At 71.7% G+C, this 23,271-nt stretch carries 21 protein-coding genes; 10 read left to right on the top strand and 11 right to left on the bottom strand.

Features of this window, described 5'->3' with window-relative positions; translation table 11 throughout:
* The 5 genes from J2Z30_RS38280 (at position 1) to J2Z30_RS38260 (ending at position 7,271) form a co-directional block, all read left to right on the top strand.
* The gene (locus J2Z30_RS38280) at positions 1–2,283 is read left to right on the top strand and encodes a copper resistance CopC/CopD family protein (protein ID WP_044572767.1); all 2,283 of its coding nucleotides are present in this window, start codon (positions 1–3) and stop codon (positions 2,281–2,283) included.
* Entirely contained in the window at positions 2,280–3,521 is a 1,242-nt protein-coding gene (efeB, locus tag J2Z30_RS38275) for an iron uptake transporter deferrochelatase/peroxidase subunit (RefSeq protein ID WP_044572765.1), read from the top strand. The genes J2Z30_RS38280 and efeB overlap by 4 nt, the downstream gene beginning before the upstream one ends.
* Positions 3,522–3,651: 130 nt before the next feature.
* Positions 3,652–4,587, top strand: coding sequence for a prephenate dehydratase (gene pheA, locus J2Z30_RS38270; protein ID WP_044572763.1), 936 nt, complete (start codon positions 3,652–3,654; stop codon positions 4,585–4,587).
* 582 nt (positions 4,588–5,169) lie between these two features.
* Positions 5,170–6,447: a serine--tRNA ligase gene (serS, locus tag J2Z30_RS38265; protein ID WP_044572760.1), complete on the top strand. Its 1,278-nt coding sequence runs from the start codon at positions 5,170–5,172 to the stop codon at positions 6,445–6,447.
* On the top strand, positions 6,444–7,271 hold the full coding sequence (locus tag J2Z30_RS38260) for an HAD family hydrolase (RefSeq protein WP_308280225.1): 828 nt from the start codon (positions 6,444–6,446) through the stop codon (positions 7,269–7,271). Before serS ends, J2Z30_RS38260 begins: the two co-directional genes overlap by 4 nt.
* A 67-nt stretch (positions 7,272–7,338) precedes the next feature.
* On the opposite strand, the gene J2Z30_RS38255 is transcribed toward J2Z30_RS38260, so the two are convergent.
* Together J2Z30_RS38255 and J2Z30_RS38250 are read right to left on the bottom strand one after the other, a co-directional pair.
* Positions 7,339–7,788 carry a phospholipase gene (locus J2Z30_RS38255; protein WP_044572758.1) on the bottom strand — a complete coding sequence of 150 codons (450 nt, stop codon included), beginning with the start codon at positions 7,786–7,788 and terminating at the stop codon, positions 7,339–7,341.
* A gap of 198 nt (positions 7,789–7,986) precedes the next feature.
* Positions 7,987–8,991 carry an Lrp/AsnC family transcriptional regulator gene (locus J2Z30_RS38250; protein WP_044572756.1) on the bottom strand — a complete coding sequence of 335 codons (1,005 nt, stop codon included), beginning with the start codon at positions 8,989–8,991 and terminating at the stop codon, positions 7,987–7,989.
* A 152-nt stretch (positions 8,992–9,143) separates the two neighbouring features.
* Between J2Z30_RS38250 and J2Z30_RS38245 the strand changes: the two genes are divergently transcribed.
* The 4 genes from J2Z30_RS38245 to J2Z30_RS38230 all read left to right on the top strand — a co-directional run bounded on the left by J2Z30_RS38245 (position 9,144) and on the right by J2Z30_RS38230 (position 14,040).
* Positions 9,144–10,688, top strand: a complete 1,545-nt coding sequence (locus tag J2Z30_RS38245) for an MFS transporter (RefSeq protein ID WP_044572755.1) — start codon at positions 9,144–9,146, stop codon at positions 10,686–10,688.
* A 386-nt stretch (positions 10,689–11,074) separates the two neighbouring features.
* The gene (locus tag J2Z30_RS38240) at positions 11,075–11,824 is read left to right on the top strand and encodes a phage protein (RefSeq protein WP_044572753.1); all 750 of its coding nucleotides are present in this window, start codon (positions 11,075–11,077) and stop codon (positions 11,822–11,824) included.
* Positions 11,825–11,934: 110 nt separating this feature from the next.
* Positions 11,935–12,645, top strand: a complete 711-nt coding sequence (locus J2Z30_RS38235) for a FadR/GntR family transcriptional regulator (RefSeq protein WP_044572750.1) — start codon at positions 11,935–11,937, stop codon at positions 12,643–12,645.
* 66 nt (positions 12,646–12,711) lie between these two features.
* Positions 12,712–14,040, top strand: a complete 1,329-nt coding sequence (locus J2Z30_RS38230) for a CynX/NimT family MFS transporter (protein ID WP_044572749.1) — start codon at positions 12,712–12,714, stop codon at positions 14,038–14,040.
* A 200-nt stretch (positions 14,041–14,240) separates the two neighbouring features.
* Here the strand turns inward: J2Z30_RS38230 and J2Z30_RS38225 are convergent, their stop codons facing one another.
* From J2Z30_RS38225 to J2Z30_RS38190, 8 genes are all read right to left on the bottom strand, one after another.
* On the bottom strand, positions 14,241–14,969 hold the full coding sequence (locus tag J2Z30_RS38225) for an ABC transporter permease subunit (RefSeq protein WP_044572747.1): 729 nt from the start codon (positions 14,967–14,969) through the stop codon (positions 14,241–14,243).
* Between the two features lie 15 nt (positions 14,970–14,984).
* On the bottom strand, positions 14,985–15,911 hold the full coding sequence (locus J2Z30_RS38220) for an ABC transporter ATP-binding protein (protein WP_044572743.1): 927 nt from the start codon (positions 15,909–15,911) through the stop codon (positions 14,985–14,987).
* Entirely contained in the window at positions 15,908–16,807 is a 900-nt protein-coding gene (locus tag J2Z30_RS38215) for an ABC transporter permease (protein WP_044572740.1), read from the bottom strand. Before J2Z30_RS38215 ends, J2Z30_RS38220 begins: the two co-directional genes overlap by 4 nt.
* The gene (locus J2Z30_RS38210; protein WP_078956781.1) at positions 16,797–17,891 is read right to left on the bottom strand and encodes an ABC transporter ATP-binding protein; all 1,095 of its coding nucleotides are present in this window, start codon (positions 17,889–17,891) and stop codon (positions 16,797–16,799) included. Before J2Z30_RS38210 ends, J2Z30_RS38215 begins: the two co-directional genes overlap by 11 nt.
* 115 nt (positions 17,892–18,006) lie before the next feature.
* Complete coding sequence (locus J2Z30_RS38205; protein ID WP_044572735.1) at positions 18,007–18,570, bottom strand: hypothetical protein; 564 nt, start codon at positions 18,568–18,570, stop codon at positions 18,007–18,009.
* A gap of 176 nt (positions 18,571–18,746) precedes the next feature.
* Entirely contained in the window at positions 18,747–19,331 is a 585-nt protein-coding gene (gene pspAB, locus J2Z30_RS38200) for a PspA-associated protein PspAB (protein ID WP_044572731.1), read from the bottom strand.
* A gap of 3 nt (positions 19,332–19,334) precedes the next feature.
* Positions 19,335–20,243, bottom strand: coding sequence for a zinc metalloprotease HtpX (htpX, locus tag J2Z30_RS38195; protein ID WP_044572729.1), 909 nt, complete (start codon positions 20,241–20,243; stop codon positions 19,335–19,337).
* Between the two features lie 125 nt (positions 20,244–20,368).
* The gene (locus J2Z30_RS38190; protein WP_044572727.1) at positions 20,369–21,277 is read right to left on the bottom strand and encodes an LLM class flavin-dependent oxidoreductase; all 909 of its coding nucleotides are present in this window, start codon (positions 21,275–21,277) and stop codon (positions 20,369–20,371) included.
* 114 nt (positions 21,278–21,391) lie between these two features.
* Between J2Z30_RS38190 and J2Z30_RS38185 the strand changes: the two genes are divergently transcribed.
* Positions 21,392–22,273 (top strand): HAD hydrolase family protein, encoded by an 882-nt coding sequence (locus J2Z30_RS38185; RefSeq protein ID WP_209469011.1) that lies wholly within the window; start codon positions 21,392–21,394, stop codon positions 22,271–22,273.
* Between the two features lie 99 nt (positions 22,274–22,372).
* On the opposite strand, the gene J2Z30_RS51145 is transcribed toward J2Z30_RS38185, so the two are convergent.
* Positions 22,373–23,221 carry a hypothetical protein gene (locus tag J2Z30_RS51145; protein WP_044572726.1) on the bottom strand — a complete coding sequence of 283 codons (849 nt, stop codon included), beginning with the start codon at positions 23,219–23,221 and terminating at the stop codon, positions 22,373–22,375.
* Positions 23,222–23,271 lie beyond the last annotated feature (50 nt).

Genomic DNA, 23,271 nt, shown 5'->3' with positions numbered 1-23,271 from the left:
ATGCCCTCGCTGACCTCCCTGGCCCCCGCCGGGCCCACCGCGACTCCCACCCGGACCACCGCGACCGCCCGGCGGCTGATGGCGATCTGCGGCACCCTGCTCGCCGCGCTGCTGTGCGCGCTGAGCGTGGGCGCGAGCTCCGCGTCCGCGCATGCCGCGCTCACCTCGACCGACCCCGCCGACGGCTCGGTGGTGCAGACCGCCCCCAGGGAGGTCACGCTGAACTTCTCGGAGGGCGTGCTGCTCTCCGGCGACTCGGTGCGCGTGCTCGACCCCAAGGGCAAGCGCGTGGACACCGGGAAGACCGCCCATGTCGACGGCAAGTCGTCCACCGCCGCCGCCGGGCTGCACTCCGGGCTGCCGGACGGCACCTACACGGTGGCGTGGAAGGCGGTCTCGGAGGACAGCCACCCGGTGAGCGGCGCGTTCACCTTCTCCATCGGCGCCCCGTCCAAGACCAAGGCGAAAGTGCCCACGGGCGAGGCGTCCGACTCCACCGTCAGCACGCTCTACGGGATCGGCCGGTACGCGGCCTACGGCGGTTTCGCGGCGCTCGTGGGCGGCTGTGTGTTCGCCGGGCTCTGCCGGTCCTCGCGCCCGGTGCGGAAGATCGCCGTGGGCGGCTGGGTGACGGTCTTCACGGCCAGCCTGCTGCTGTTGCTGCTGCGCGGGCCGTACACCGACGGCGAGGGGATCGGCGGGATCCTCGACCTCGGCAGGCTGGGCGATGTGCTGTCCACCAAGCCGGGCGCGGCGCTGCTGTCCCGGCTGCTGCTGCTCGGCGCGGCCGCGGTCTTCCTGGCCGTCCTCTTCGGCTCGTACACCCGGCGCACCGGGGAGGGGGAGGCGGACGCGCGGCGCCGCCAGGATCTCGCCTTCGGGCTCGGCTTCGGCGGCACGGTGATGGCGGTGGGTCTCGCCGCGACCTGGGCGATGGCCGAGCACGCCTCGGTGGGCCTGCAGCGGCAGCTGGCCATGCCGGTGGATGTGATCCATCTGATCGCGGTCGGGGTCTGGCTGGGCGGTCTGGCCTCGCTCGCGGTGACGCTCCGGGCGGGCGAACCGATTGAGCGGGCGGCCGTGCGCCGCTTCTCGCGGCTGGCCTTCGGCTCGGTCGTCGCCCTGGTGGTCACCGGGCTGTACCAGTCGTGGCGGCAGGTGGGCTCCTGGGGCGCGCTGACCGACACCGAGTACGGGCGATGGCTGCTGGTCAAGGTGGGCCTGGTGGCGGTGATGGTGGGCATCGCCGCCGTCTCGCGCCGCTGGACCGGGCGCCTTACGGATGTCACGGAGGCGGCAGAGGCGGAAGCAGACGCGGACGCGGAGGCCGCGGCGGGAAGCGATGCCGCGGCCGATGTCGGGACCGATGCCGATGCCGACGCCGATGCCGACGCCGGCGCCGACGCCGACGCCGACGCCGACGCCGATGCCGATGCCGAGACCAAAGCCGAGACCAAAGCCGAGACCAAAGCCGAGACCAAAGCCGAGACCAAAGCCGAGACCGATGTCGAAGCCACGGCCGACGCGTCCAGGGCCGGGGCCAAGGCCGCGGTGAAGGCCGCGCGGCCGGTCCGTACCGGTGCGGCCGACGCGGCGGTCGGCAACCCCGCCGACGCCCCCGCCCCCGCCGAAACCGACGCCGGGACCGAGTCCGGTGACGGGCCCGGCGACGACTCCGGTACCGGCGCCGCCGACGACGATCCCGTACGCACCGCCCAGCTCGCCCGACAGCGGGCCGCCACGGACAAGACCGCCACGCTGCGGGAGCGCGACGCCGACCGCGAGCGCAGCGGGCTGCGCCGCTCGGTGCTCGCCGAGACCATCGTGGCCGTCGTGCTCCTCGCGGTGGCCACCGTGCTCAGCGGCACCCAGCCCGGCCGGGCCGAGACCGAGCAGGCCGGCGCGCGGGCCACGAAACCCGTCGACCGGCTGAACGTCGACCCGGTGAGCGTGCTGATCCCCTACAACACGGGTCCCAAGAGCGGCCGCGGCAAGGCCGTGGTGATGATCGAACCCGCTCTGCCGGGTGACAACGCGCTGCACGTCTTCACCACCGACCTGGCCGACCGTCCCGTGGACGTGCCCGAGGTCAAGCTGTCGCTGACGCTCAAGGGCAAGGGGATCGGGCCGCTGCGCATCCCGCTCGAGCGCCTCTCGACCGGGCACTGGAGCGCCAAGACCGTCCAGCTCCCCATGGCGGGCACCTGGCAGCTCTCCCTGACCGTACGAACCTCCGACATCGACCAGGTGACGGAGACCAGGAACGTGAAAGTCGCTCAATGACCACAGAGCAAGCACCCTCGTCCGGCCTCTCCCGGCGGCGTCTGCTGGGCTCGGCGGGCGCCGCCGGAGCGGCCGGACTGGTCGCCGGCGGAGCCGCCGGAGCCTACGCGTCCGAGGCGACGCGGGAGGCCCCGGCACCCCTCAGCTCGCTGGGCGCGACCGCCGTGCCCTTCCACGGCAGGCGCCAGGCGGGCATCACCACCCCCCTCCAGGCACACGGCCATCTCCTCGCCTTCGACCTGGCGCCCGGTGCGAACCGTAAGGCGGCCGCCGCACTGCTGCGCCGCTGGTCGCGAACGGCCAAGGAGCTGATGGCGGGCGAGGCCCCACCGGATGACACCGGGATCGCGCTCGACGCCGGTCCCTCGTCCCTTACGGTCACCTTCGGCTTCGGCCGGACCTTCTTCGGCAAGGCGGGGGTCGAGGACCGGCTGCCGGAGGCGCTCGCCCCGCTCCCCGACTTCGTCTCGGACGCGCTCGACCCCAAGCGCAGCAACGGCGATCTGTGGATCCAGATCGCCGCCAATGACTCGCTGGTCGCCTTCCACGCGCTGCGCGCCCTGCAGCGCGAGGCCGCGGACACGGCCCGGCTGCGCTGGCAGATGACTGGCTTCAACCGTTCCCCCGGCGCCACCGGCCGCCCCATGACCACCCGCAACCTCATGGGCCAGATCGACGGCACCAACAACCCCAAGCAGACCGACGACGACTTCGAGCGGCGGATCTTCGTACCGGAGAGCGGCGAGCCCGCGTGGATGGCGGGCGGTTCCTACGCGGTCGTCCGGCGCGTCCGGATGCTGCTGGACTCCTGGGACCACCTCTCCCTGGAGCGGCAGGAGAAGGTGGTCGGCCGCCGCAAGTCCGACGGCGCCCCGCTGTCCGGCGGCACCGAGACCACCCCGGTTCAGCTCGACAAGGTCGACAGGAACGGTGCGCTGGCCATCGCGGGCGCCGCCCACGTACGGGTGGCGGCGCCCGCGTCCAACCAGGGCGCCGCGATGCTGCGCAGGCCCTTCTCGTACCACGACGGCTTCCGCGACGACGGGGCGCCGGACGCCGGGTTGCTTTTCATCGCCTGGCAGGCGGATCCGATGAAGGGGTTCGTTCCGGTGCAGCGGAAGCTGGACCTGGGCGACGATCTGTCGCGGTTCCTGCGGCACGAGGCCAGCGCGCTGTTCGCGGTGCCTCCGGGCTGTGCCCCGGGGGAGTACGTGGGTCAGGCACTCTTGGAGGGATAGGAAAAAGGGGACGAGCCGCCCCGGGGCATCGCGTCCACGGGGTGTCCATACGGGTGTCCACCATGCGGCCGGAGGCCCCGGCCGACGCGGGTATCGTGGCGGTCTCGTCTGATCGCAGGGAGCGACCGTGATGTCGGCCAGCCACTATGCCTACCTCGGCCCCGAGGGCACCTTCACCGAGGCCGCGCTGCGGTCCATGCCGGAGGCCGCCACCCGGGAGCTGGTGCCGATGGTCTCCGTGCCGGTGGCGCTCGACGCGGTGCGCTCCGGAGCCGCGGCGGCCGCCCTGGTGCCCATCGAGAACTCGGTCGAGGGCGGGGTCACCGCGACCCTCGACGAGCTCGCCACCGGCGAACCGCTGACGATCTACCGCGAGGTGCTGCTGTCGATCAGCTTCGCGCTGCTGGCGCGGCCGGGCACCGCGATCGCGGACATCAAGACGGTGACCGGGCATCCGGTGTCCCAGCCCCAGGTGCGCAACTGGCTGGCGGCGAACCTCCCGGACGCCGTGTGGGAGTCGGCCGCCTCGAACGGGGACGGCGCGCGGCTGGTGCAGGAGGGGCGGTACGACGCGGCGTTCGCGGGCGAGTTCGCGGCGTCCAGGTACGGTCTCGAGCCGCTGGTCACCGACATCCACGACGCGCAGAACGCGATGACCCGCTTCGTGCTGGCCGGACGCCCCGCCCGGCCCGCCGCCCGGACGGGCGCGGACAAGACCTCCGTGGTGATCTGGCTCGGTGACGACCACCCGGGCGCGCTGCTGGAGCTGCTCCAGGAGTTCTCCGCGCGCGGGGTCAACATGATGCGGATCGAGTCGCGCCCGACCGGCGAGGGCATCGGCCGCTACTGCTTCTCGGTGGACTGTGAGGGGCACATCACCGACCGGCGGGTGGGCTCGGCCCTGATGGGGCTGAAGCGGATCTGCCCGAAGGTGCGGTTCCTGGGCTCGTACCCCCGGGCGGGTGTGATGGCCGACGACTTGGCGCCGCTGCGGCACGGGACGTCGGACGAGGCGTTCACGGAGGCGGCGGAGTGGCTGGCCCGCTGCCAGGACGGCCGGGCCTGATCCGGGCCTGAGCGGGGCCCGCGCCTGAGCGGTCCCGGATCCACGCCGGCGCCCGTCAACACAATCGCTGCGGAAAAGTTATCCACAGGCTGATGCCGCACGCTGGGGATAAGTCGACATCCTCAATCCGGCACAGCGGACACATCGCGATGTTCCGCGCGTTTACCACCACCGCCAGACATCACTCGCTTGTCACCCCAATTCGCTCGACCAACTCTTTGGAGTGAGGGATTCCTCTCTTGTGGAGTGTGTGAACGCGGTTTGATAGGGGAATCCATCGCCGAGCATCTGGGCGGCCTTAGCGATCACTGCGACATCCACAGATCTCACACACAGCCTGTGGATAACTTCGTGGATTCCCCTCACGCCTGTGGACAACCAGCCTCCAACTCACCCTGCACACAAGGGAAGAAGGTCGACCTGGCGCCGCCTCTTTGCCCCTTTTCGGGGAATGCGGAAGCATTCCTTGACGGCGGCCGTCACAGGAATTCCCCGGTTTACCCACAGCCCCAAAAGGGGGCAAAACCGGACGCAAAGGAATATCGCGTCGAGCACCCGAGGTCACACCGGTAACCTGGGGGGGTGATTGACCTTCGCCTGCTCCGTGAGGACCCCGATCGTGTGCGCGCTTCCCAGCGCGCTCGTGGAGAGGACGTCGGCATCGTCGACGCGCTCCTGACCGCCGACGAGCGGCGCAGGTCCTCCAGTGTCCGCTTCGACGAGCTGCGCGCCGAGCAGAAGGCGCTCGGCAAGCTCATCCCCAAGGCCTCCGGTGACGAGAAGGCCGAGCTGCTGAAGAAGGCGGGCGAGCTCTCCGCCGCCGTCAAGGCGGCCGACGCCGAGCAGGACGTGGCCGCGGAGGAGACCCAGCGGCTCCTGCTCCGGCTGGGCAATCTGGTCCACTCCGAGGTCCCGGTCGGCGGCGAGGACGACTTCGCCGTCCTGGAGACCGTCGGCACCCCGCGCGACTTCGAGGCCGAGGGCTTCGCGCCCAAGGACCACCTGGAGCTCGGCGAGCTGCTCGGCGCGATCGACACCGAGCGCGGCGCCAAGGTCTCCGGCTCCCGCTTCTACTACCTGACCGGCGTCGGCGCCCTGCTGGAGTTCGCACTGGTGAACGCGGCGATGGCGCAGGCCACCGCGGCGGGCTTCACCCCAATGCTCACCCCGGCGCTGGTCAAGCCGAAGGCCATGGAGGGCACCGGCTTCCTCGGCCAGGCCGCCGAGGACGTCTACCACCTCGACAAGGACGACCTCTTCCTGGTGGGCACCTCCGAGGTGCCGCTGGCCGCGTACCACATGGACGAGATCCTGGAGGCGGACCAGCTGCCGCGGCGCTACGCCGGGTTCTCCTCCTGCTTCCGCCGTGAGGCCGGGTCGTACGGCAAGGACACCCGGGGCATCTTCCGGGTGCACCAGTTCGACAAGGTCGAGATGTTCGTCTACACGACGCCGGAGGAGGCCGAGGCCGAGCACCAGCGGCTGCTGGAGTGGGAGAAGCAGTGGCTGACCTCGCTGGAGCTGCCGTTCCGGGTGGTCGACCTGGCCTCGGGTGACCTGGGCTCGTCGGCGACGCGGAAGTTCGACTGCGAGGCGTGGATCCCGACGCAGGGCAAGTACCGCGAGCTGACCTCGACCTCCAACACCACCGAGTTCCAGTCGCGGCGGCTGTCGATCCGGATGCGCGAGGGCAAGCGGGTCCGTCCACTGGCCACGCTCAACGGCACGCTGTGCGCGATCACCCGGACCATCGTCGCGATCCTCGAGAACCACCAGCGGGCCGACGGCTCGGTGCGGGTGCCCGAGGCGCTGCGGCCATTCCTCGGCGGACGCGAGGTCCTGGAACCGGTCACACGGTGAGCGGCGGCGACGTCCTTCCGTACCGCCTGGTCGCGACCGATCTCGACGGGACGCTGCTGCGCCCCGACCACACCGTCTCGGCACGGACCCGTGACGCGCTCGCCGCGGCCACCGCGGCGGGCGCCGCGCACATCGTGGTCACCGGGCGGACCGTCCCGGTGGCCCGGCACATACTCGACGACCTCGGCTACGAGGGGCTCGCGGTGTGCGGCCAGGGCGCCCAGCTCTACCACGCGGGCGAGCACCGGCTGCTGACCTCCGTCACGCTGGACCGGCAGGTGGCGCTGCTGGCGCTGGAGAAGATCGAGGCGGAGATCGGCCCGCTGTTCCTGGCCGCGGCCCGCGACGGGCTGGACGGCGAGGTGCTGTTCGGCGAGGGGTACCGGATGGACCACGAGGGGATGTCCCTGGTGCCGTTCACCAAGCCTGCCGAGCTGTGGTCGGAGCCCATCAGCAAGCTCTACATCCAACACGCCGAGCTGGGCGACGACGCGCTCGCGGACGCCGCCCGGACGGCCGCCGGGGGCCTGGTCGGGGTGACGATGGCCGGCACCGGGCTGGTGGAGCTGCTGCCGCTGGGGCTGACGAAGGCCACGGGTCTGTCGATGGCCGCGCGCCGGCTGGGGATGACCGCGGAGGACGCGATCGCCTTCGGCGACATGCCCAATGACATCCCGATGTTCGGCTGGGCCGAGCACGCGGTCGCGATGGCGAACGCGCACCAGGACCTCAAGGCCGTCGCCGACGAGGTCACCGCGTCCAACACGGAGGACGGCATCGCGGTGGTGCTGGAGCGGCTCTTCCCGGCGGCGGCGGGCAGGTGAACCGGCCGGACGCCGGTGCGGCCGCCACGGCGGACCGCCCGGCATCCGGGCTCGGCGGCGGGGATGGTCAGCCGAAGACCTTGACCGCCTGGTAGTACGTCCAGGCCGTGCCGTCGCACGACGTCTTGGTGGCACCGCTGTAGGCGCTGCACACCCGCTTCAGGTCCTCGTAGAAGGCGCTGTCGATGCGCGCCTTGTTGGCGTCGAAGATGCCCATCGCCTTGTGGTTGCGGTAGCCGAAGTCATGCCGGGCGCAGGCGGTCTGGAAGGGGAAGCCGAACGGGTTGTCGGGGGAGCTGCTGCAGTAGTCGGTGGACCAGTCGAACTGGTAGGAGGCCCAGGCGCCCTGGTTGTTCCGCGCCGCGACCCAGGTGTTGTAGCTGCTGGCGCTGGTCTGGGTCCAGCCGGCGAGGACCTGCTGCTTGTCCGCGGGGACGGCCTGGGCGGGTGCGGCCAGGGCGATGGTGGCGGCCGCGGTGACGGCTGTGGCCGCGAGACTCGTGACGAGGCGACGCATTCGGGGTTCCCTCCGTTGTCACTCCTGACACCCCCTCAAAGGCTTTTGGCGGAGGGGGCGGCGCGGTGTGATCCAGCGCACGCCAAGAGTTCGCCAGGTCCCTGACAACCGTCAAGATCTACATCGACGTAGAGATGAACAGAGTTCGACCACCAGAGTTTCGGAGTTTCCTCCAACTACCGCTGCGGAGCGGGCCGTTCAGGAGGGCCGCCAGGGCACCCGGGAGGGAGGGGTGAGCAACGGCCCCGGGCCCTTGACCCGGCGGAGGATCGGGGTGGTCTCCATGTCCCGTACGGAGGTCAGCTCGGCGATACGGGTGGTCAGATAGGTGTAGAGGGCCGGGACATCGGCGCAGACCACGGTCGCCAGCAGATTCTTCGTTCCGGTGGTCGCACATGCGAACGCCACCTCGGGGTGGTTCGCGAGCGTCTGCCCGGTGGCGGCGAGCTCCGAAGGCCGTACCGACAGCCATATCGCGGAGGTGACGCCCTGGCTGAACAGCCGGTGGGAGTAGTCGACATCGAAGTACAGGGTGCCGTCGGCGAGCAGATCGGCCAGCCGGCGGCGCACCGTCGACTGCGACCAGCCGGTGGCCGCGGCCAGCTCGGCCAACGGCGCCCGCCCGTCCCCCGCGAGAACGTCCAGCAACTTGCGGTCCCCGGCGCTCACCGGTCCGCGCGGGCCCTTCGACCGGTCCGGGGCGGGTGTGCGCAGCCGCGCGATCTGCTCGGGTGTCAGCGCGTCGGACTTGTTGACCAGGCTCTGCTCCCCGCCGAAGTACTCATGCAGCACGCAGTGCGCGCTCACCCCCACCACCCGTGGGGTCTGCGGGAGTTTGCGCAGCAGCAGGGCGTCGCTGTCCTGGCCGGACGCCGCCCGTGTCGACGCGGCGACCTCGGTGCCGTCGGAGAGCACGTTCACCCAGGAGGTGTCGGGCCGCCGGGCCAGTGCCTCGGCCACCGGCAGGGCGGCGTCCGGCAGGCACCGCACCCGTACCATCCAGACCACATCGCCGACCGCCGCCGGGTCGGTGAGCCCCAGCACCCGCATCGCTCCGGTCGTCCGCAGCCGGGTGTAGCGGCGGGCCACGGTCTGGTCGGAGACGCCCAGCACCTCGGCGAGCCGGCTGAACGGGGCCCGGCCGTCGAGCTGGAGGGCGTGCACCAGCGCCCGGTCCAGGTCGTCGTACGCGTCGGATTCCACCGCACCAAGCTAGCGGCTGTCGGATACCGCCGCCGGGCGGGGCCCGACTGGGAGAACCGGCCGGGTCGGGGCGACCGTAAGAGCCGCGGGAACCGCCCTCGGGGCCGGCCCCGCCTCTCTTTGTCGGAATGTGCCGGATCCCGGAGTCAGTCATGCGCAGATCATGGTGGCCGCTCGCCGCCATCACCCTCGGCAACTTCATGCTGTTGATAGACGTCACGATCGTGAACACCGCGCTGCCCCAGGTGGCACGGGGGCTGGACGCGTCCTTCACCTCCCTCCAGTGGGTGATGGACATCTACGCGCTGGCGCTGGCCGCGCTGCTGATGGTGGCCGGATCGGCGGCGGACCTCTTCGGACGGCGGCGGCTGTATCTCGTCGGCCTCGCGGTGTTCGCGATCTCCTCCCTGGTCTGCGGTCTGGCACCGGACGCCGGGGTGCTGATCGCGGCCCGCGCCGTGCAGGGGGTGGGGGCCGCGGCCATGTTCGCCACCAACACCCCGCTGCTGATGGCGACGTACTCCGGCCGCGACCGCGGTATCGCCTTCGGCGTATGGGGCGGTACGAGCGGGGCGGCCGCGGCGGTCGGCCCGGTGCTGGGCGGGGTGCTGACCGAGTATGTCGACTGGCGCGCGATCTTCCTGGTCAATCTGCCGCTGACGGCGATCGCGGTGTGGATCACGGTCCGTTCCATCGAGGAGTCGCGCGGCACGGCGGGGGTGCGCATCGACTGGCCGGGCGCCGCCTCGTTCACGGTGTGCACCGGCGCGCTGACGTACGGGCTGATGCGCGGCGGCGAGGAGGGCTGGGCCGACACCGGCACGGTCACCGCGCTGGTGGCGGCCGCGGTCGCGCTGGTCGCCTTCGTCCTGCTGGAGCGCGGGAAGCGGCAGCCACTGCTGGACCTGGGGCTGATGCGCCGCCCGACGTTCGCGGTGCTCATGGCGGCGGCCCTGCTGCTCCAGGCGGCGGCCTTCCCGTACCTCACCTACGCCGGGCTGTGGCTGCAGTCGGTGCTGGGGATGAGCCCGGTGCAGGCGGGGCTCGCGGTGACGCCGATGGCGGGCGTCTCGCTGGTCGTCGGCGCGGCGGGCGGACGGCTGCTGGACCGGGTCGCCCCCGGGCGGGCACTCGGCGGCGGACTGCTGCTGGTGGGCGCGGGCGCGCTGGTCAACGCGGCGATGGTGACCCCGGACGCGGACTGGACCGCCTTCGTCCCCGGACTGGCCCTGGCCGGTGTGGGGATCGGCCTGGCCATGCCGGTGCTGGTCTCGGCCGCCCTCGGCTCCGCCCCGCCGGAGCGGGCGGGCATGGCCAGCGGCGCGGTGAACACCTTCCGGCAAATGGGCTACGCACTGGGGATCGCCGTCCTGGGCACGGTGTTCGCGACGCGGGTGCGGGACATGGTGGACGGCGGCGACACCGTCCCGGCCCGCGCCGCCGGGCAGGCCGCCGAGGCCATCAGCGGCGGCCACGCCGACGCCGTGATCGCCGCCGCGCCCCCCGCTCGGGCGGACGCGGCGCGCGCCCTGGTCCACGAGTCGTTCGCGGCCGGTCTCGACCGCATCTGCGTCATCGCGGGCATCGCGGCCCTGGCGGCGGGCCTCCTGGTCCTCGCCGTCGTCCGCGGCGGCCCCGGCGGCACGCCCCCGAAGCCGACCCCCGAGAAATCCCCGCCGGAGCCGGTCCGCGTCTGAGCGGTGGCCGACTCGGTACGACGCGGTACGACGCGGTACGACGCGGTACGACGCGGTACGACGCGGTACGACGCGGTACGACGCGGTACAACGAGGGGCGGGCGCCCGACTGCGCCCGCCCCTCGCGGCGTTGAGGCCGACGTCCGTCAACGCGGCGCGGTGCGAGTAACCCTCCCGCGATCGGATCGTTGTTCCATATACGCGTTATGCGCGGAGGCAACGCGAGCTGGAGCCTCGGCCGGGCGACGGATCGACGGGCAGCGATGTCACGGCGGTTGGGTCCGAAAGAGGTTGGCAGCCTCCGCTCCTGGTCCCTGGATACGGGCGGCCTGGCCCCTGGCTGGTGGGGCGTGACCACACTCGAATCCACACCGGAGGGCATACATATGCCACCTGAGATCGCACTACTGGAGTCGCGCGCGCTGCGCGACAGCGTCATCGAACGGACGGACGTCCTCGACAAGGTCAAGATCCTGACCATGCTGCCCGATGGGCTGCATATCACGACGCGCATGGTCGCGGAGTACTTCGAGGTTGGGGAAGAAGCCGTCAAGAGTCTGACCAAACGGCATCGGGAAGAGTTCCAGAACAGCGGGATGCATATCCTCCGAGGCTCTGAGCTGCAAGTCTTTGAAAGGTCCAACTTGGACCTTTCAGATTCGAGTTATCCACAGGGCCGCGCCCACCTCACCCTCTACCCCCGCCGCGCGGTACTCAATGTGGCGATGCTGCTACGGGACAGTGATATCGCCAGGCGGGTACGTACCTATCTCCTCGATGTCGAGGAGGCGGCCCGGAGCGGACCGGAGGCCGGGGCGGAGCAGCTTCCGCTCGAACAGATCCTCACCGAGCGGATGCTGGCCGGGCCGATGGGGACACGTCTCGAGGCCGTCGAGGCGTGTCTGGCGGATGTCGGCTCCACACTGCGGGAGCTGGCGCCATGGATGGCCAGGGTCTCCGCCCGGCTGGACGGCATGGACCGGCGGCTCGACGCGCACGGGCGGGTCATCTGCGCCATGAGCGAGCGACTCTGCGATCTCGGTGAGGACATGACCGAGGTCCGCAGGGACGTCGCCACGCTCAAGGCCGAGGCGGCTCAGCGGCGGGCGCGGCGCACCAAGCGGCGGCGCGCGTAGCGGACCGGAGGAGCCCGGTGGTCGGGGTGGCAACCCGCCCACCGGGCTTTTCGGGCGGAGTTGTAGGATGACTGGGCAACCGGGTGAATCGAGTGAGGGAGCCGAGAGGGATGGCGTTGCGGGCGGCGGGGCGGCGGTCGCTGGTCGACACCGTGGTGGAGCAGTTGCGCGCGCAGTTCACCGAGGGTGAGTGGCAGGTCGGGGACCGCGTGCCCACCGAGCATGCCCTCGCCGAGCAGCTCCAGGTCGGCCGCAACACGGTCCGCGAGGCGGTCCGCGTCCTCGTGCACGCGGGGATGCTGCAGTCCCGGCAGGGCGAGGGCACCTTCGTGGTCTCCACGACCGACCCTTCCGAGGTCATGCGGGATGTGCGGCGCGCCGGGGTCCGGGATGTGCTGGAGCTGCGGATCGCGCTGGAGGCGGAGGGCGCGCGGCTGGCCGCGCTCCGGCACAGCCCCGCCGATCTGCGGCGGATGCGGGCGGCGCTGGAGTCGCTCGAGGCGTTCGCGCGGGGCGGGGAGCGGCCCGTCGCCGGCCACCATGAGCTGCACGCCGCCCATGACGTCGAGTTCCACACCGCCGTGGTGGACGCCGCGCACAACGCCGCGCTGAGCGCGACCTACGGCTGGTTCAGCAGCTCGGTGCGGGACTCGCTGGTGGCCTCGCTCGGCGACCGCGAGGTGCCCAGCATCGTCCCCGCCGACCATCGTGCCCTGGTCGACGCGATCGCCTCCGGCGACGCGGCGGCCGCCGAGGCGGCGGCTCGGGCGCTGCTGGAGGCGCCAAAACGCGCCATCGAGGCACTGCTCGCCACCGGCTGAGGCCCCTCTTCGCGGGCTCGTAGCGCCCGGCCGCCTCACCTCATCACTACGTGAACGGAGTTCTTCTTGCCACGCCCGCACACCCCCGGCCCCGAGGCCGAGTCCCTGCTCGTGGACGCCGAGACGGATCTGCGGCCGACCCCCGAGGTGACCGCCGCGCGGCGGACCCTGCGGGCCCACCCCGCGCTTCTCCTGATCGGCATCGTGCTGGCGTCGCTCAACATGCGGGCCGCGCTCGCCGGGGTTTCCCCGCTCCTCGGCGAGATCAGCGGCCACTTCGGGCTGTCCGCGACCACGGGCAGCCTGGTCACCACCATTCCGCTGGTCTTCATGGGCCTTGCCTCACCCTTCGCGCCCCGGCTCGCCCGGCGCTGGGGCACCGAGGCGGTGCTGCTGAGCGCGCTGGTGCTGCTGCTCGGCGGCATACTGCTGCGGGTGGCGCCGCCCGTAATGGCGCTCTTCGCCGGGGGCGCCCTCGTCGGCAGCGGGATCGCGTTCCTCAATGTGCTGATGCCGGGCCTGGTCAAGCGGGACTTCCCGCACCGTGCCGCCGGGATGACCGCGCTCTACACCACCTCGATGATCGGCGGGGCGACGGTCTCCGCCGCCTCCGCCGTGCCCCTGGAGAACGCGCTCGGCGGCTGGCAGGGTTCGCTCGCCTCGTGGTCGCTGCTGGCGGCGGTCGCGGCGCTGGTGTGGATACCGCAGACGGTGCTCGCGCGGCGTGGCACGCACCACGGCGAGCCCGCGGCGACGCCCGTGACGCCCATGACGCCCGTGACACCCGTGACGCCCGTAAGGACGACGCCGGAGGCGGGGTCGCGGCTGGGCCGTTCCGCGCTGGCCTGGCAGGTCACGTTCTTCATGGGGCTGCAGTCGTCGATCGCGTACGTCTGCATCGCGTGGCTGCCGACGATCTTCACCGACCACGGCATGAGCAAGAGCGCGGCCGGGCTGGTGTTCGCCTTCAGCACGATGCTGCAGATGGTCGGTTCGTTCGTGGTGCCCACCCTCGCCGGGCGGATGCGCTCCCAGCGGACGCTGGCCGTCGCCGTCGCGGCGCTGATGGGCGCCGGTATCGCGGGCCTGCTGGTGGCTCCCGTCGCCGGGGCGTGGGTGTGGGCGGCGCTGATCGGCGTCGGCCAGGGCGGGTCCGTGGGGCTCGCGCTGACCATGATGGTGCTGCGGACCGGGGACGCCCACACCTCGGCGCGGCTGTCCGGCATGGCACAGACCTGGGGCTATCTACTGGCCGCGGTGGGCCCGCTGGCGCTCGGCGTGGTGCACCAGACCACCGGCGGCTGGGCGCTGCCGCTCACGCTGATGCTGGCGGTGTGCGGGGCGCTGGCGGTGCTGGGGCTGGGCGCGGGCCGCGACCGCAGGATCCGGGCCTGAGCGGTGGCCGACGCGGCCCCGGACATGCCGGTGGCGGCGGTCGTCATCCGACGACCACCGCCACCGCGGAGACGACCTGTGGCCGCTCCGCCGTTCCGCGGTTCCGGCGCGATGGCGACCGTAAGGCGTGCACCGCCCGCTGGGCGGCCGCCGCGGGCGGCCCCTGCGGGCGTCACCTCGCGCCGGTGGTCACTCCGTGGTCACTCCTCCCCCGCGAGGGTCAGCGTGCGCAGCTTGCGGCCCGCGTACCAGGTCGCGGCCACGGTCACGGCCAGCAGCAGGATGACGCCGGTCGCCAGGCCGACGTCCGACGTGATCACATCGCCGTCCGCGACCTTCTGCGCGAGCGCCAGCGCCCACTGCTGCACGCTGAGTTTGCGGGCCCCGGCCACCACGCTGCCGAAGAAGGTCTCCCAGACCAGGGCGTAGACCAGCCCGGCGATCACCGCGTGCCGGGTCACGGTGCCCAGCAGCAGGAAGACCGCGCTGTAGGCGACCGAGGCCACGGCGGCGGCGACGGCGTAGCCGACGGCCAGCTGGTTCGCGTTGCCGTTCAGCACGAAGCCCGCGAGCAGGGTGGGGATCGCGGAGAAGGCGACCGTGACGCCGATCGCCACGATCAGCTTGGTGACGATGATCGTCGGCCGCTTCACCGGCTTGGCCAGCAGATAGATGACCGAGCCGTCGTCGATCTCCGGGCCGATCGCGCCCGTACCGGCGATCACGCCGATCAGCGGGACCATGGTGGCCATCGCGAAGCCGCCGAGGATCGCGTCGGCCGTGTCGTCGTCGGCTCCGGTCAGCAGCCGTACGGCGAGCGAGATGATCAGCAGCAGACCGGGGAGGGTGAAGAGGATCAGCGCACGGCGGCGGCCGAGCAGGGCCCGGTAGGTGAGCCGCGCGACGGTGGGGTGGTAGAGCGAGGACATCGCTGTGGGCTCCTTTCAGGCCGCGACGAGGTAGGAGAAGACGCTCTCCAGGGACTCGTCGGAGGGCGAGACCGTGAGGAGTCGGATGCCCTGGTCACGGGCGACCCGGGGCAGTAGTTCGGTGAAGCGGGCGAAGTCCACCGCCTGGATGTGCAGCCCGCCGTCGACGCCGGTGCTCGCGTCGACCTCGATACCGGTGGTCGACGGGTCGGCGATCAGGGCGGCTGCGAGCGCGCGGTCGTCGCTGGACCGGACGAGATAGCGGTGCGGACGGTCCGTCATCAGCCGGCGGATCTTGCGGAAGTCGCCGGATGCGGCGTGCCGCCCCGCGACGATCACCTCGATGTGCGCCGCCAGCTGCTCGACCTCCTCGAGGATGTGCGAGGAGAACAGCACGGTGCGGCCCTCGGCGCCCATCCGCCGCAGCAGATCCATCAGCTGCATCCGCTGCCGGGGGTCCATGCCGTTGAACGGCTCGTCCAGGAGGAGCACCGACGGCTCGTGCACCAGCGCGGAGGCCATCTTCACGCGCTGGCGCATGCCCTTGCTGTACGTGGCGATCTTCCGGGAGCCCGCGTAGTCCATCTCGACGGTGTCGAGCGCCTTACGGGCGGCGCCACGCGGATCGGGCAGCCCGTGCAGCTCGGCGTTGGCGATCACGAACTCGCGGCCGGTGAGGAAGTCGTACATCGCCTCCCGCTCGGGGACGATCCCGATGTGGCGGTACGCCTGCTCATTGCGCCAGATCGGGGCACCGTCGAGGGTCACGGACCCGGTGGAAGGGGCCAGGAAGCCGCCCATCATGTTGATGAGGGTGGACTTGCCGGCGCCGTTGGGGCCGAGGAGCCCGGTGACACCTGGGCCGATGTCCATGGTCACGTCGTTGACGGCCACGACGTTCCCGAACCAGCGGGAGACGTTGTCGATGGCGATCGTGGTCACAGGCCGACCTTTCGGTAGCGGCGCATCAGCAGCCCGTACGAGCCGGCGATCAGGCCGAGGAGAACGAGGACGTAGACGAGCCCGGTCCCGGTGCCGGGGCCGACCCCGCCGGGGAAGGAGGAGGTGGCACCGAGGAACGCCGTCTGCACCCCGTCGATGATGGTGATCGGCGAGAACAGCCCGATCCAGCTCACCGGGCCGGTGTTGCCCTGGTCCCAGGCGATGGCCTGGACGGCGGACACCGCACCGTAGGAGATGGTCAGCAGGGCGATGACGGCGGCGACGCCGAAGCCGCGGCGCGGGGTGAGCGCGGCGACGACCAGGCTGATACCGGCGAAGAGGAGCGAGAGCAGAGCCACGGAGACCAGTCCTTGTGCGAAGCCCTTCGTCTGATCGGCGAAGTCCAGCTTGGCGAGCAGTGCCCCGGCGTAAAGGATCAGCAGGGGCGCGCCGGTGAGGATGAACAGCGCGGAGGCCATGGCGGCGAACTTGGCCACCACGTAGTCCATCGTTTCGATGGGCCGCGAGAAGTAGAGCGGGACCGTCTTGAAGCGGAGGTCCCGGGAGACGGACTGCGGCGCCTGGGCAGCGGTGTAGAGGCCGATGACGGCCTGCAGCATGATCGCGTAGCGGGTGTACTTGACGGGCAGCTCGTCCGCGCTGGTGGCGATGGCCACCGCGACGATGATCGCGGCGGGCATGCACATCACGGCCAACAGCAGCATCGGCGCGACCTTGGACTTGGCCGAGCGGCCGAGGCCGTAGGCACCGCGCAGGCTCTGGGAGAAGAGCGAGCGGCGGGCGTAGGCGCGGCCGAGGCGCGGGCCCTCGTAGTGGCGGTAGCCGATGTTGTGAATGACGTCGGCGCGCTGCTGGGTCACGGTCTCAGGCGGCATCGACGGCACCTCCGTTCCCGTGTGCGCTTGCGGCGGCCGGTCCGCCGGACGGCGTCGTGCCCTTCTGGGCAGCCGCGGCGGCGTCCACGGCCTCCGCGGCGTCCACGGCCTCGTCGTCGGACCGGAAGATCTCCGCGATGCGGTGGCGGCGCTGCTCCATGCGGACCAGGCCGAGGCCGAGGTCGGCGATGGTGTCGCGGACCGTGTCGTACGTCTCCTCGCCCGCGACGTCGACCAGCAGCACATGGTCGGAGCCGGGCGACCCGTCGGCGCCGCGGCCGGCCGGCTGGACGGTGAGCCCGGCCCGGTCGAGCGCGGTGCGCAGCGCCGTGGTGCCGTCCGGGTGATCGGCGGTATCGGTCACCTCGACCGCGATGGAGGCCGTGGCCTGGGTGAAGTCACTGGTGGAGCTGGAGCGGAGCAGCTTGCCGCCGTCGATGACCACGACGTGGTCGCAGGTGCGCTCCAGCTCGCCGAGCAGATGCGAGGTGACCAGGACCGAGATGCCGAAGTCGGTGTGCACGCGGCGGATCAGCCCGAGCATCTCGTCGCGGCCGACCGGGTCCAGTCCGTTGGTCGGCTCGTCCAGCAGCACCAGGCGCGGGTCGTGCACCAGGGCCTGGGCCAGCTTGACCCGCTGCTTCATGCCCGTGGAGTAGCCGCCCATGGGGCGGTACCGCTCCTCGTACAGCCCGACGTGGCGCAGGGTGTCGGCCGTGCGCTCGCGGGCCGCGGAGGGCGGCAGCCCGGACATGCGCGCCATGTGGACGACGAACTCGGTGGCCGAGACATCGGGCGGCAGACAGTCGTGCTCGGGCATGTAGCCGACGCTTTCGCGGATGGCGCTGCCGTCCTTCGCCACATCGAGGCCGAGCACGGAGGCGCGGCCCTCGCTGGCGGGGGACAACCCGAGCAGGATCTTGATCAGCGTGGACTTACCGGCGCCGTTGGCACCCACCAGGCCGGTGACCCCTGGTGCGATGTCGACGGACAGCCGGTCGAGCGCGGTGACGCGGGGGAACCGCTTGCTCAGACTTTCGGTGGCGATCACAGTCACGTGTTCGACGGTAGTGGTGTGAGACACAGGCGGCGTCACTCCAGACGGTGGGATTCACCTCGTCCTCGGGTCTGACGCGCCCGTAGGGGACAGACCCCGACCGGAGGGGATTACCGAGGGTATCCACAGCCGGTCCGGGGGCTTATGCCCGATGTGCCGCGGGGGCCGGCCGGGACCGCGCCCATCCTGGGTACCACGCGGTGAACAGGGCCGGAAGGACGAACCCGGCGAACTGCGCCGCCAGCGCCGCGACCACCCCCAGACCGGCGGAGACGACCACGACCATGGCCGCGGCGGAGAGGGTGAAGGCGATGGACCAGGCCCGGGTGATCACCACATTGATATGCCGGAACGCGTAGGTGTTCCACACCTCGGGCGGTGTCTGACGCCGCGCGATACCGGTGGTGAAGGGCCGCCCGACGGCGAGCGTCGTCCAGGCGGTGACGGCCAGCCAGCCCAGCGCCAGCGCGCCGACGTAGTCCTTGAGTCCACTGTCGGGGCGGGCGAAGGCGAAGATCGTCAGCGCGGTGAAGAAGGCCACCGTGCTGCACTCGAGGATGAGGGCGTCGGCGGCCAGGCCCGCCCGACGGGCCCGGATCAGCATCGCCGCGCCCAGCACCAGCCCGGCCAGGGCGCCCCACTGCCAGCCCAACGTGGACACGATCGCGAGGGCGATCCATGGCATGAATCCGCGCAAGTAACTCATTTGACCCTCCCCCGGGCGTCAGGTCACATTCCGTCGTGGGATGTCGAAGGTAGAACGTGCCCTGCGAGCCAAGTCCTATGCCTGATGCGCTGCCCGGCCCGTGGATTCCCCTTCGGGGAGGGGGAGTTACGAGAGCGACTCGCCGGAGTCGGAGCTTCCGGCCGGGAACGGGAACGTCAGAGACCCGGTGCGCCCCAGACCGGGAACCAGCGGCTCAGATCCTCCTCGATCCGCAGATCGTCCCCGAGCAGCGCCCGAATCTGGAGCTCCAGCGCGTTGTCCCGCTTCTCCGCGGCGCCCGACAGCGGCGCGAAGGGGTAGAAGGTGCCGCGCTTGTAGAGGTACACCAGCGCGAGCGAACGCCCCGCCGGGTCCTGGAAGCCGATCAGCGAGCACAGCAGCTGCGGGCCGAAGCCCCCGTCCTGGAGCAGCGAATTGACCGCGTGCAGATCGTTCACCAGCGAGGCCACATCGTCCGGCCGCTGCCGGGCCAGCAGCCAGGTGTAGCCGTACGCGTCCTGGCTGAACTCCACGGGCACCCCGCCCCGGTCCGTGTCCGCGTCCAGCAGCTCCCGCACATCCCGCTGGAGCTGGGAGAAGGCGCCGCCCTCCACGCTCGCGAAGCAGACCGAGCCCCGCCCGGTCGGGGTGAACCCGGCCCCCGCCTCCAGGCTGACCGCGGCCCCCGGGAGTCCGAAGAGCCGGTCGAGGTCGGGGCGCACCGGTTTGCTGCGGCCCAGGATGGCGTCCAGCAGCCTCATGCCTCAGCCCCTTCCCGCCTGGCCCAGCTGGGTGGAGATGCGGGCGAGCTGGTCGAGCCGCCGCTCCAGCGTCGGATGCGAGGAGAACAGCCGGCTGACGCTCTCGCCGGAGAGCGCGGGCGCGAAGAAGAACGCGTTGTACGGCTCGACCTTGCGCAGGTCCCGGGTCGGGATCCGGGCCATCTGCCCCGTCACCTTGGTGAGCGCGGCGGCGAGCGCCGAGGGCCGCCCGGTCAGCAGCGCGCCGGCGCGGTCGGCGGACAGCTCGCGATAGCGGGACAGCAGCCGGGTCAGCAGGAAGCTGATCGCGTAGACCACGGCACTGATCAGCGGGATGAGCAGCACCGCGATGCCCACGTTGTTGTTACGGCTGCCACGGCTGAGCCCGCCCCACAGCGCCGCGCGGGTCATGATGCCCGCCAGCACGCCGAGGAAGGAGGCGATGGTCATGACCGCCACATCGCGGTGGGCCACATGCGACAGCTCATGGGCGAGCACGCCCTCCAGCTCCTCCGGCTCCAGCCGCCGCAGCAGGCCCGTGGTGGCGCACACCAGCGCGTTGCGCTGGTTGCGGCCGGTGGCGAAGGCGTTCGGCACATCGGTGTCGGCGATGGCCACCCGGGGCTTGGGCATGTCCGCGAGCGCGCACAGCCGGTCCACCGCACCGTGCAGCTCGGGGGCCTGCTGCGGGGTGACCTCCCGGGCGCCCATGCTGAACGCCGCGATCCGGTCGCTGAACCAGAACTGCGCCACGAACAGCCCTCCCGCGATGATCACGATCAGCGGCCAGGCGCCCTTGAACAGGGCGAGCAGCACACCGATGAAGACCACATAGAGCAGCCCGATGAAGAACATCGTCGTGACCATGCGCGTGGTCAGCCCACGGTCCGGGGCATAGCGGGTATGCGGCATGGGATGCCTCCCCAGTGACGCGACGCCAAAGGCTCTATACCCGATTCTGCCGCTTATCGGGCGATCCGCGCCGCACGCCGGCGCCCTTTCTCCGGCGAGCCGCCGTGTCCGGCGGTCCGGACCGCTTACTCCGCTATCTGGGCCGCGCCCTCAGTGGCGATCTTCTCGAAGACCCCGAGGTCGGCCGCGAAGATCGAATCGGGGATCGGCCAGTGCAGCACGATCTCCTCGATGCCCAGCTCGGCATGGCGTCCGGCGAAGTCCACAAAGGCGTCCACCGAGCTCAGCGGCCCTGTGCCATCCGGGGTGAAGCCGGTGAGAAAGATCTTGTCGAGGTCCCCGGCGTCCCGCCCGGCCTCCGCGCACGCCTTGCCCAGCCGGTCGATCTGGCCGCCGATGGCGGCCAGCGAATCGGCCGGGGTGCCCGTCTCGGAGATCTTCGGATCACCCGTGGTCACCCACGCCCGGCCGTACCGCGCCGCGAGCCGCAGCCCGCGCGGACCGGTGGCGGCCACCGCGAACGGCAGCCGCGGCCGCTGCACACAGCCGGGGATGTCGCGCGCCTCGTGCGCGCTGTAGTGCGTGCCCTCGTACGTCACCGCGTCGTGCGTCAGCAGCCGGTCGAGCAGCTCGACGAACTCGCCGAACCGGTCCGCCCGCTCCCGGGGCGACCACGGCTCCTCGCCGCCGCGCAGCAGCGTCGTCGCGTCGAAGCCGGAGCCGCCCGCGCCGATGCCGAGGGTGATCCGCCCGCCGGACACGTCGTCCAGCGTGATCAGCTCCTTGGCCAGCGTCACCGGATGCCGGAAGTTCGGGGAGGTGACGAGGGTGCCCAGGCGCAGCCGCGAGGTCGCCGCGGCGGCCGCCGTCAGCGTGGGGACCGCCCCGAACCAGGGGCCGTCGCGGAAGCTGCGCCAGGACAGGTGGTCATAGGTGTACGCGGCGTGGAAACCCAGCTCCTCGGCGCGCTGCCATGTCTTCCGGCCGCCCTCGGACCAGCGGTGGATGGGCAGGATCACGGTGCTCACTCGCATACCGCGAGCCTAAGCGGTGGGTGTGACAACGCCGTACCGAGCCGTACCGACGGGACGTCCGGACGGGCCCACCCGAGCACCGTGCCCTCATCGCGGAATGGCATATGCGGGAGGATGGTTGCCGTGACTCCTGCGACCGACCGGCCGAACACCCCGGCCCCAGAGCGTTTCCGCCCCGCCCCGGCCCGGCCCCGGCTGATCGCCACCGACCTCGACGGCACCCTGCTGCGGGACGACAAGACGGTCTCCGACCGCACCGTGGCGGCGCTCGCGGCGGCCGAGCGGGCGGGCATCGAGGTGTTCTTCGTCACCGGCCGCCCGGCTCGCTGGATGGACGTCGTCAGCGCCCATGTGCACGGCCACGGCCTGGCGATCTGCGCCAACGGCGCCGCCGTGGTCGATCTGCACCAGGGCGGGCTGCCCGTCGAGGTCCGTCCACTCGCCACGGACCGGGCCCTCGCCATCGTGGAGGCGCTGCGCGAAGCCGCCCCGGGCACGTCCTTCGCGGTCGAGCGCAGCGGCGGAATCTTCTACGAACCGCAGTACCCGCCCTTCCACCTCGACCCGGGCGCGATCGTCGCCCCCGCCGAGAAACTGCTCCACGACGGATTCGCGCACGCCGGCATGCCGGTGCTCAAGCTGCTCGCCCACCACCCCGAGCTGGCGCCCGACGACTTCCTCCAGCTGGCCCGCTCGGTCGCCGGGGCCCACGGCGACTTCACCCGCTCCAGCCCGTCCGCCCTGCTGGAGGTCAGCGGACTCGGGGTCAGCAAGGCCAGCACCCTGGCCCGGTGCTGTGCCGAACGCGGGATCTCGGCCTCGGAGGTCGTGGCGTTCGGGGACATGCCCAACGACCTGGAGATGCTGATGTGGGCGGGCACCTCGTACGCGATGGCCAACGCCCATCCGGATGTGCTCGCCGCGACCACCCACCGCACCGGCGCCAACACCGAGGACGGCGTCGCCGTCGTCATCGAACGGATCCTGGCGGGTTAGGTACGCGCCCGCACCGCCGGGCACCACCCCGGGCACACCCTCAGGCACCGCCCCCCGGCACCGCGAAGGTCCGGGGAGCGGTTCGCCTGACCGGGAGTGTTACCAGAAGACGACCAGGTAGCCGTTGCCACCGGCGGTGCCGGGGGCACCGGCGGAGCCGGGGGTGTTACCACCGGGGCCGCCGACGCCACCGTCGCCGCCCACGCTGCTGTTCGTCGGGGGCAGCTCCACGATGCCGTCGACCGCGTCACCGCCCTCACCGCCCTGGGCGCCGCCTGCACCGTTCTCACCGCCGCGATTCACGACGGAGAAGCTGTTGCAGGAACCGTTGCCGCCGATGCCGCCGGTGCCCGGGATGCCCGGGGCAGCCGTGCCACCGCCACCGCCCGTGCCGCCGGTGCCGCCGGTGGCGGTGAGCTGGACGCCGGAGCCGGAGCTCAGCGTCGTGGCCGTGCCGGGTCCGGCGTTACCACCGTTCCCGCCCGGGTTGCCGCCCGCGGGGCCACCGCCGCCGGCGCCACCGGCGCCGCCACCCGAGCCCAGATCCACCGTGTAGGTGGCGAACGGCGTGACCGGGATGACACACCAGGTGAAGCCGCCGGATCCGCCGCCACCGCCGGTGCCGCCAGTGCCCATCAGCGTGGCGCTGGCACCACCGCCACCACCGCCGCCACCGCCGCCCGCTCCCCACGCCTGGATGTGCACCGAGGTGACACCCGCGGGAGGCGTGAAGGTGCCGTCCGCGGTGAACTCCTGGATCCCCTGGATGATGGTCGGCGGCTTCGGCGGCTTGGGACGGCCGTAGCCACCGCCCGTGGGGTCATCCGCCTGCGCCGCGGGAGACATGGTCAGCAGCTGGCTGGAGACGGCGGCGACTGCCGCGACGGAGGCGAACAAGACCCGGCGACGCGTCCGGGATCGCTTGGGAGTGGGACTCTGGCTGTTCACGTCATGACTTCCTTCCCCGCGGTCGGGCCACATCTGTCGCGGAGTGCGAT

The sequence above is a fragment of the Streptomyces iranensis genome, from assembly GCF_017874715.1.
In the GTDB taxonomy this organism is placed as follows: domain Bacteria; phylum Actinomycetota; class Actinomycetes; order Streptomycetales; family Streptomycetaceae; genus Streptomyces; species Streptomyces iranensis.
Note: the sequence above shows the minus strand (reverse complement) of the source record. Positions and strands in the feature narration are given on the sequence as shown.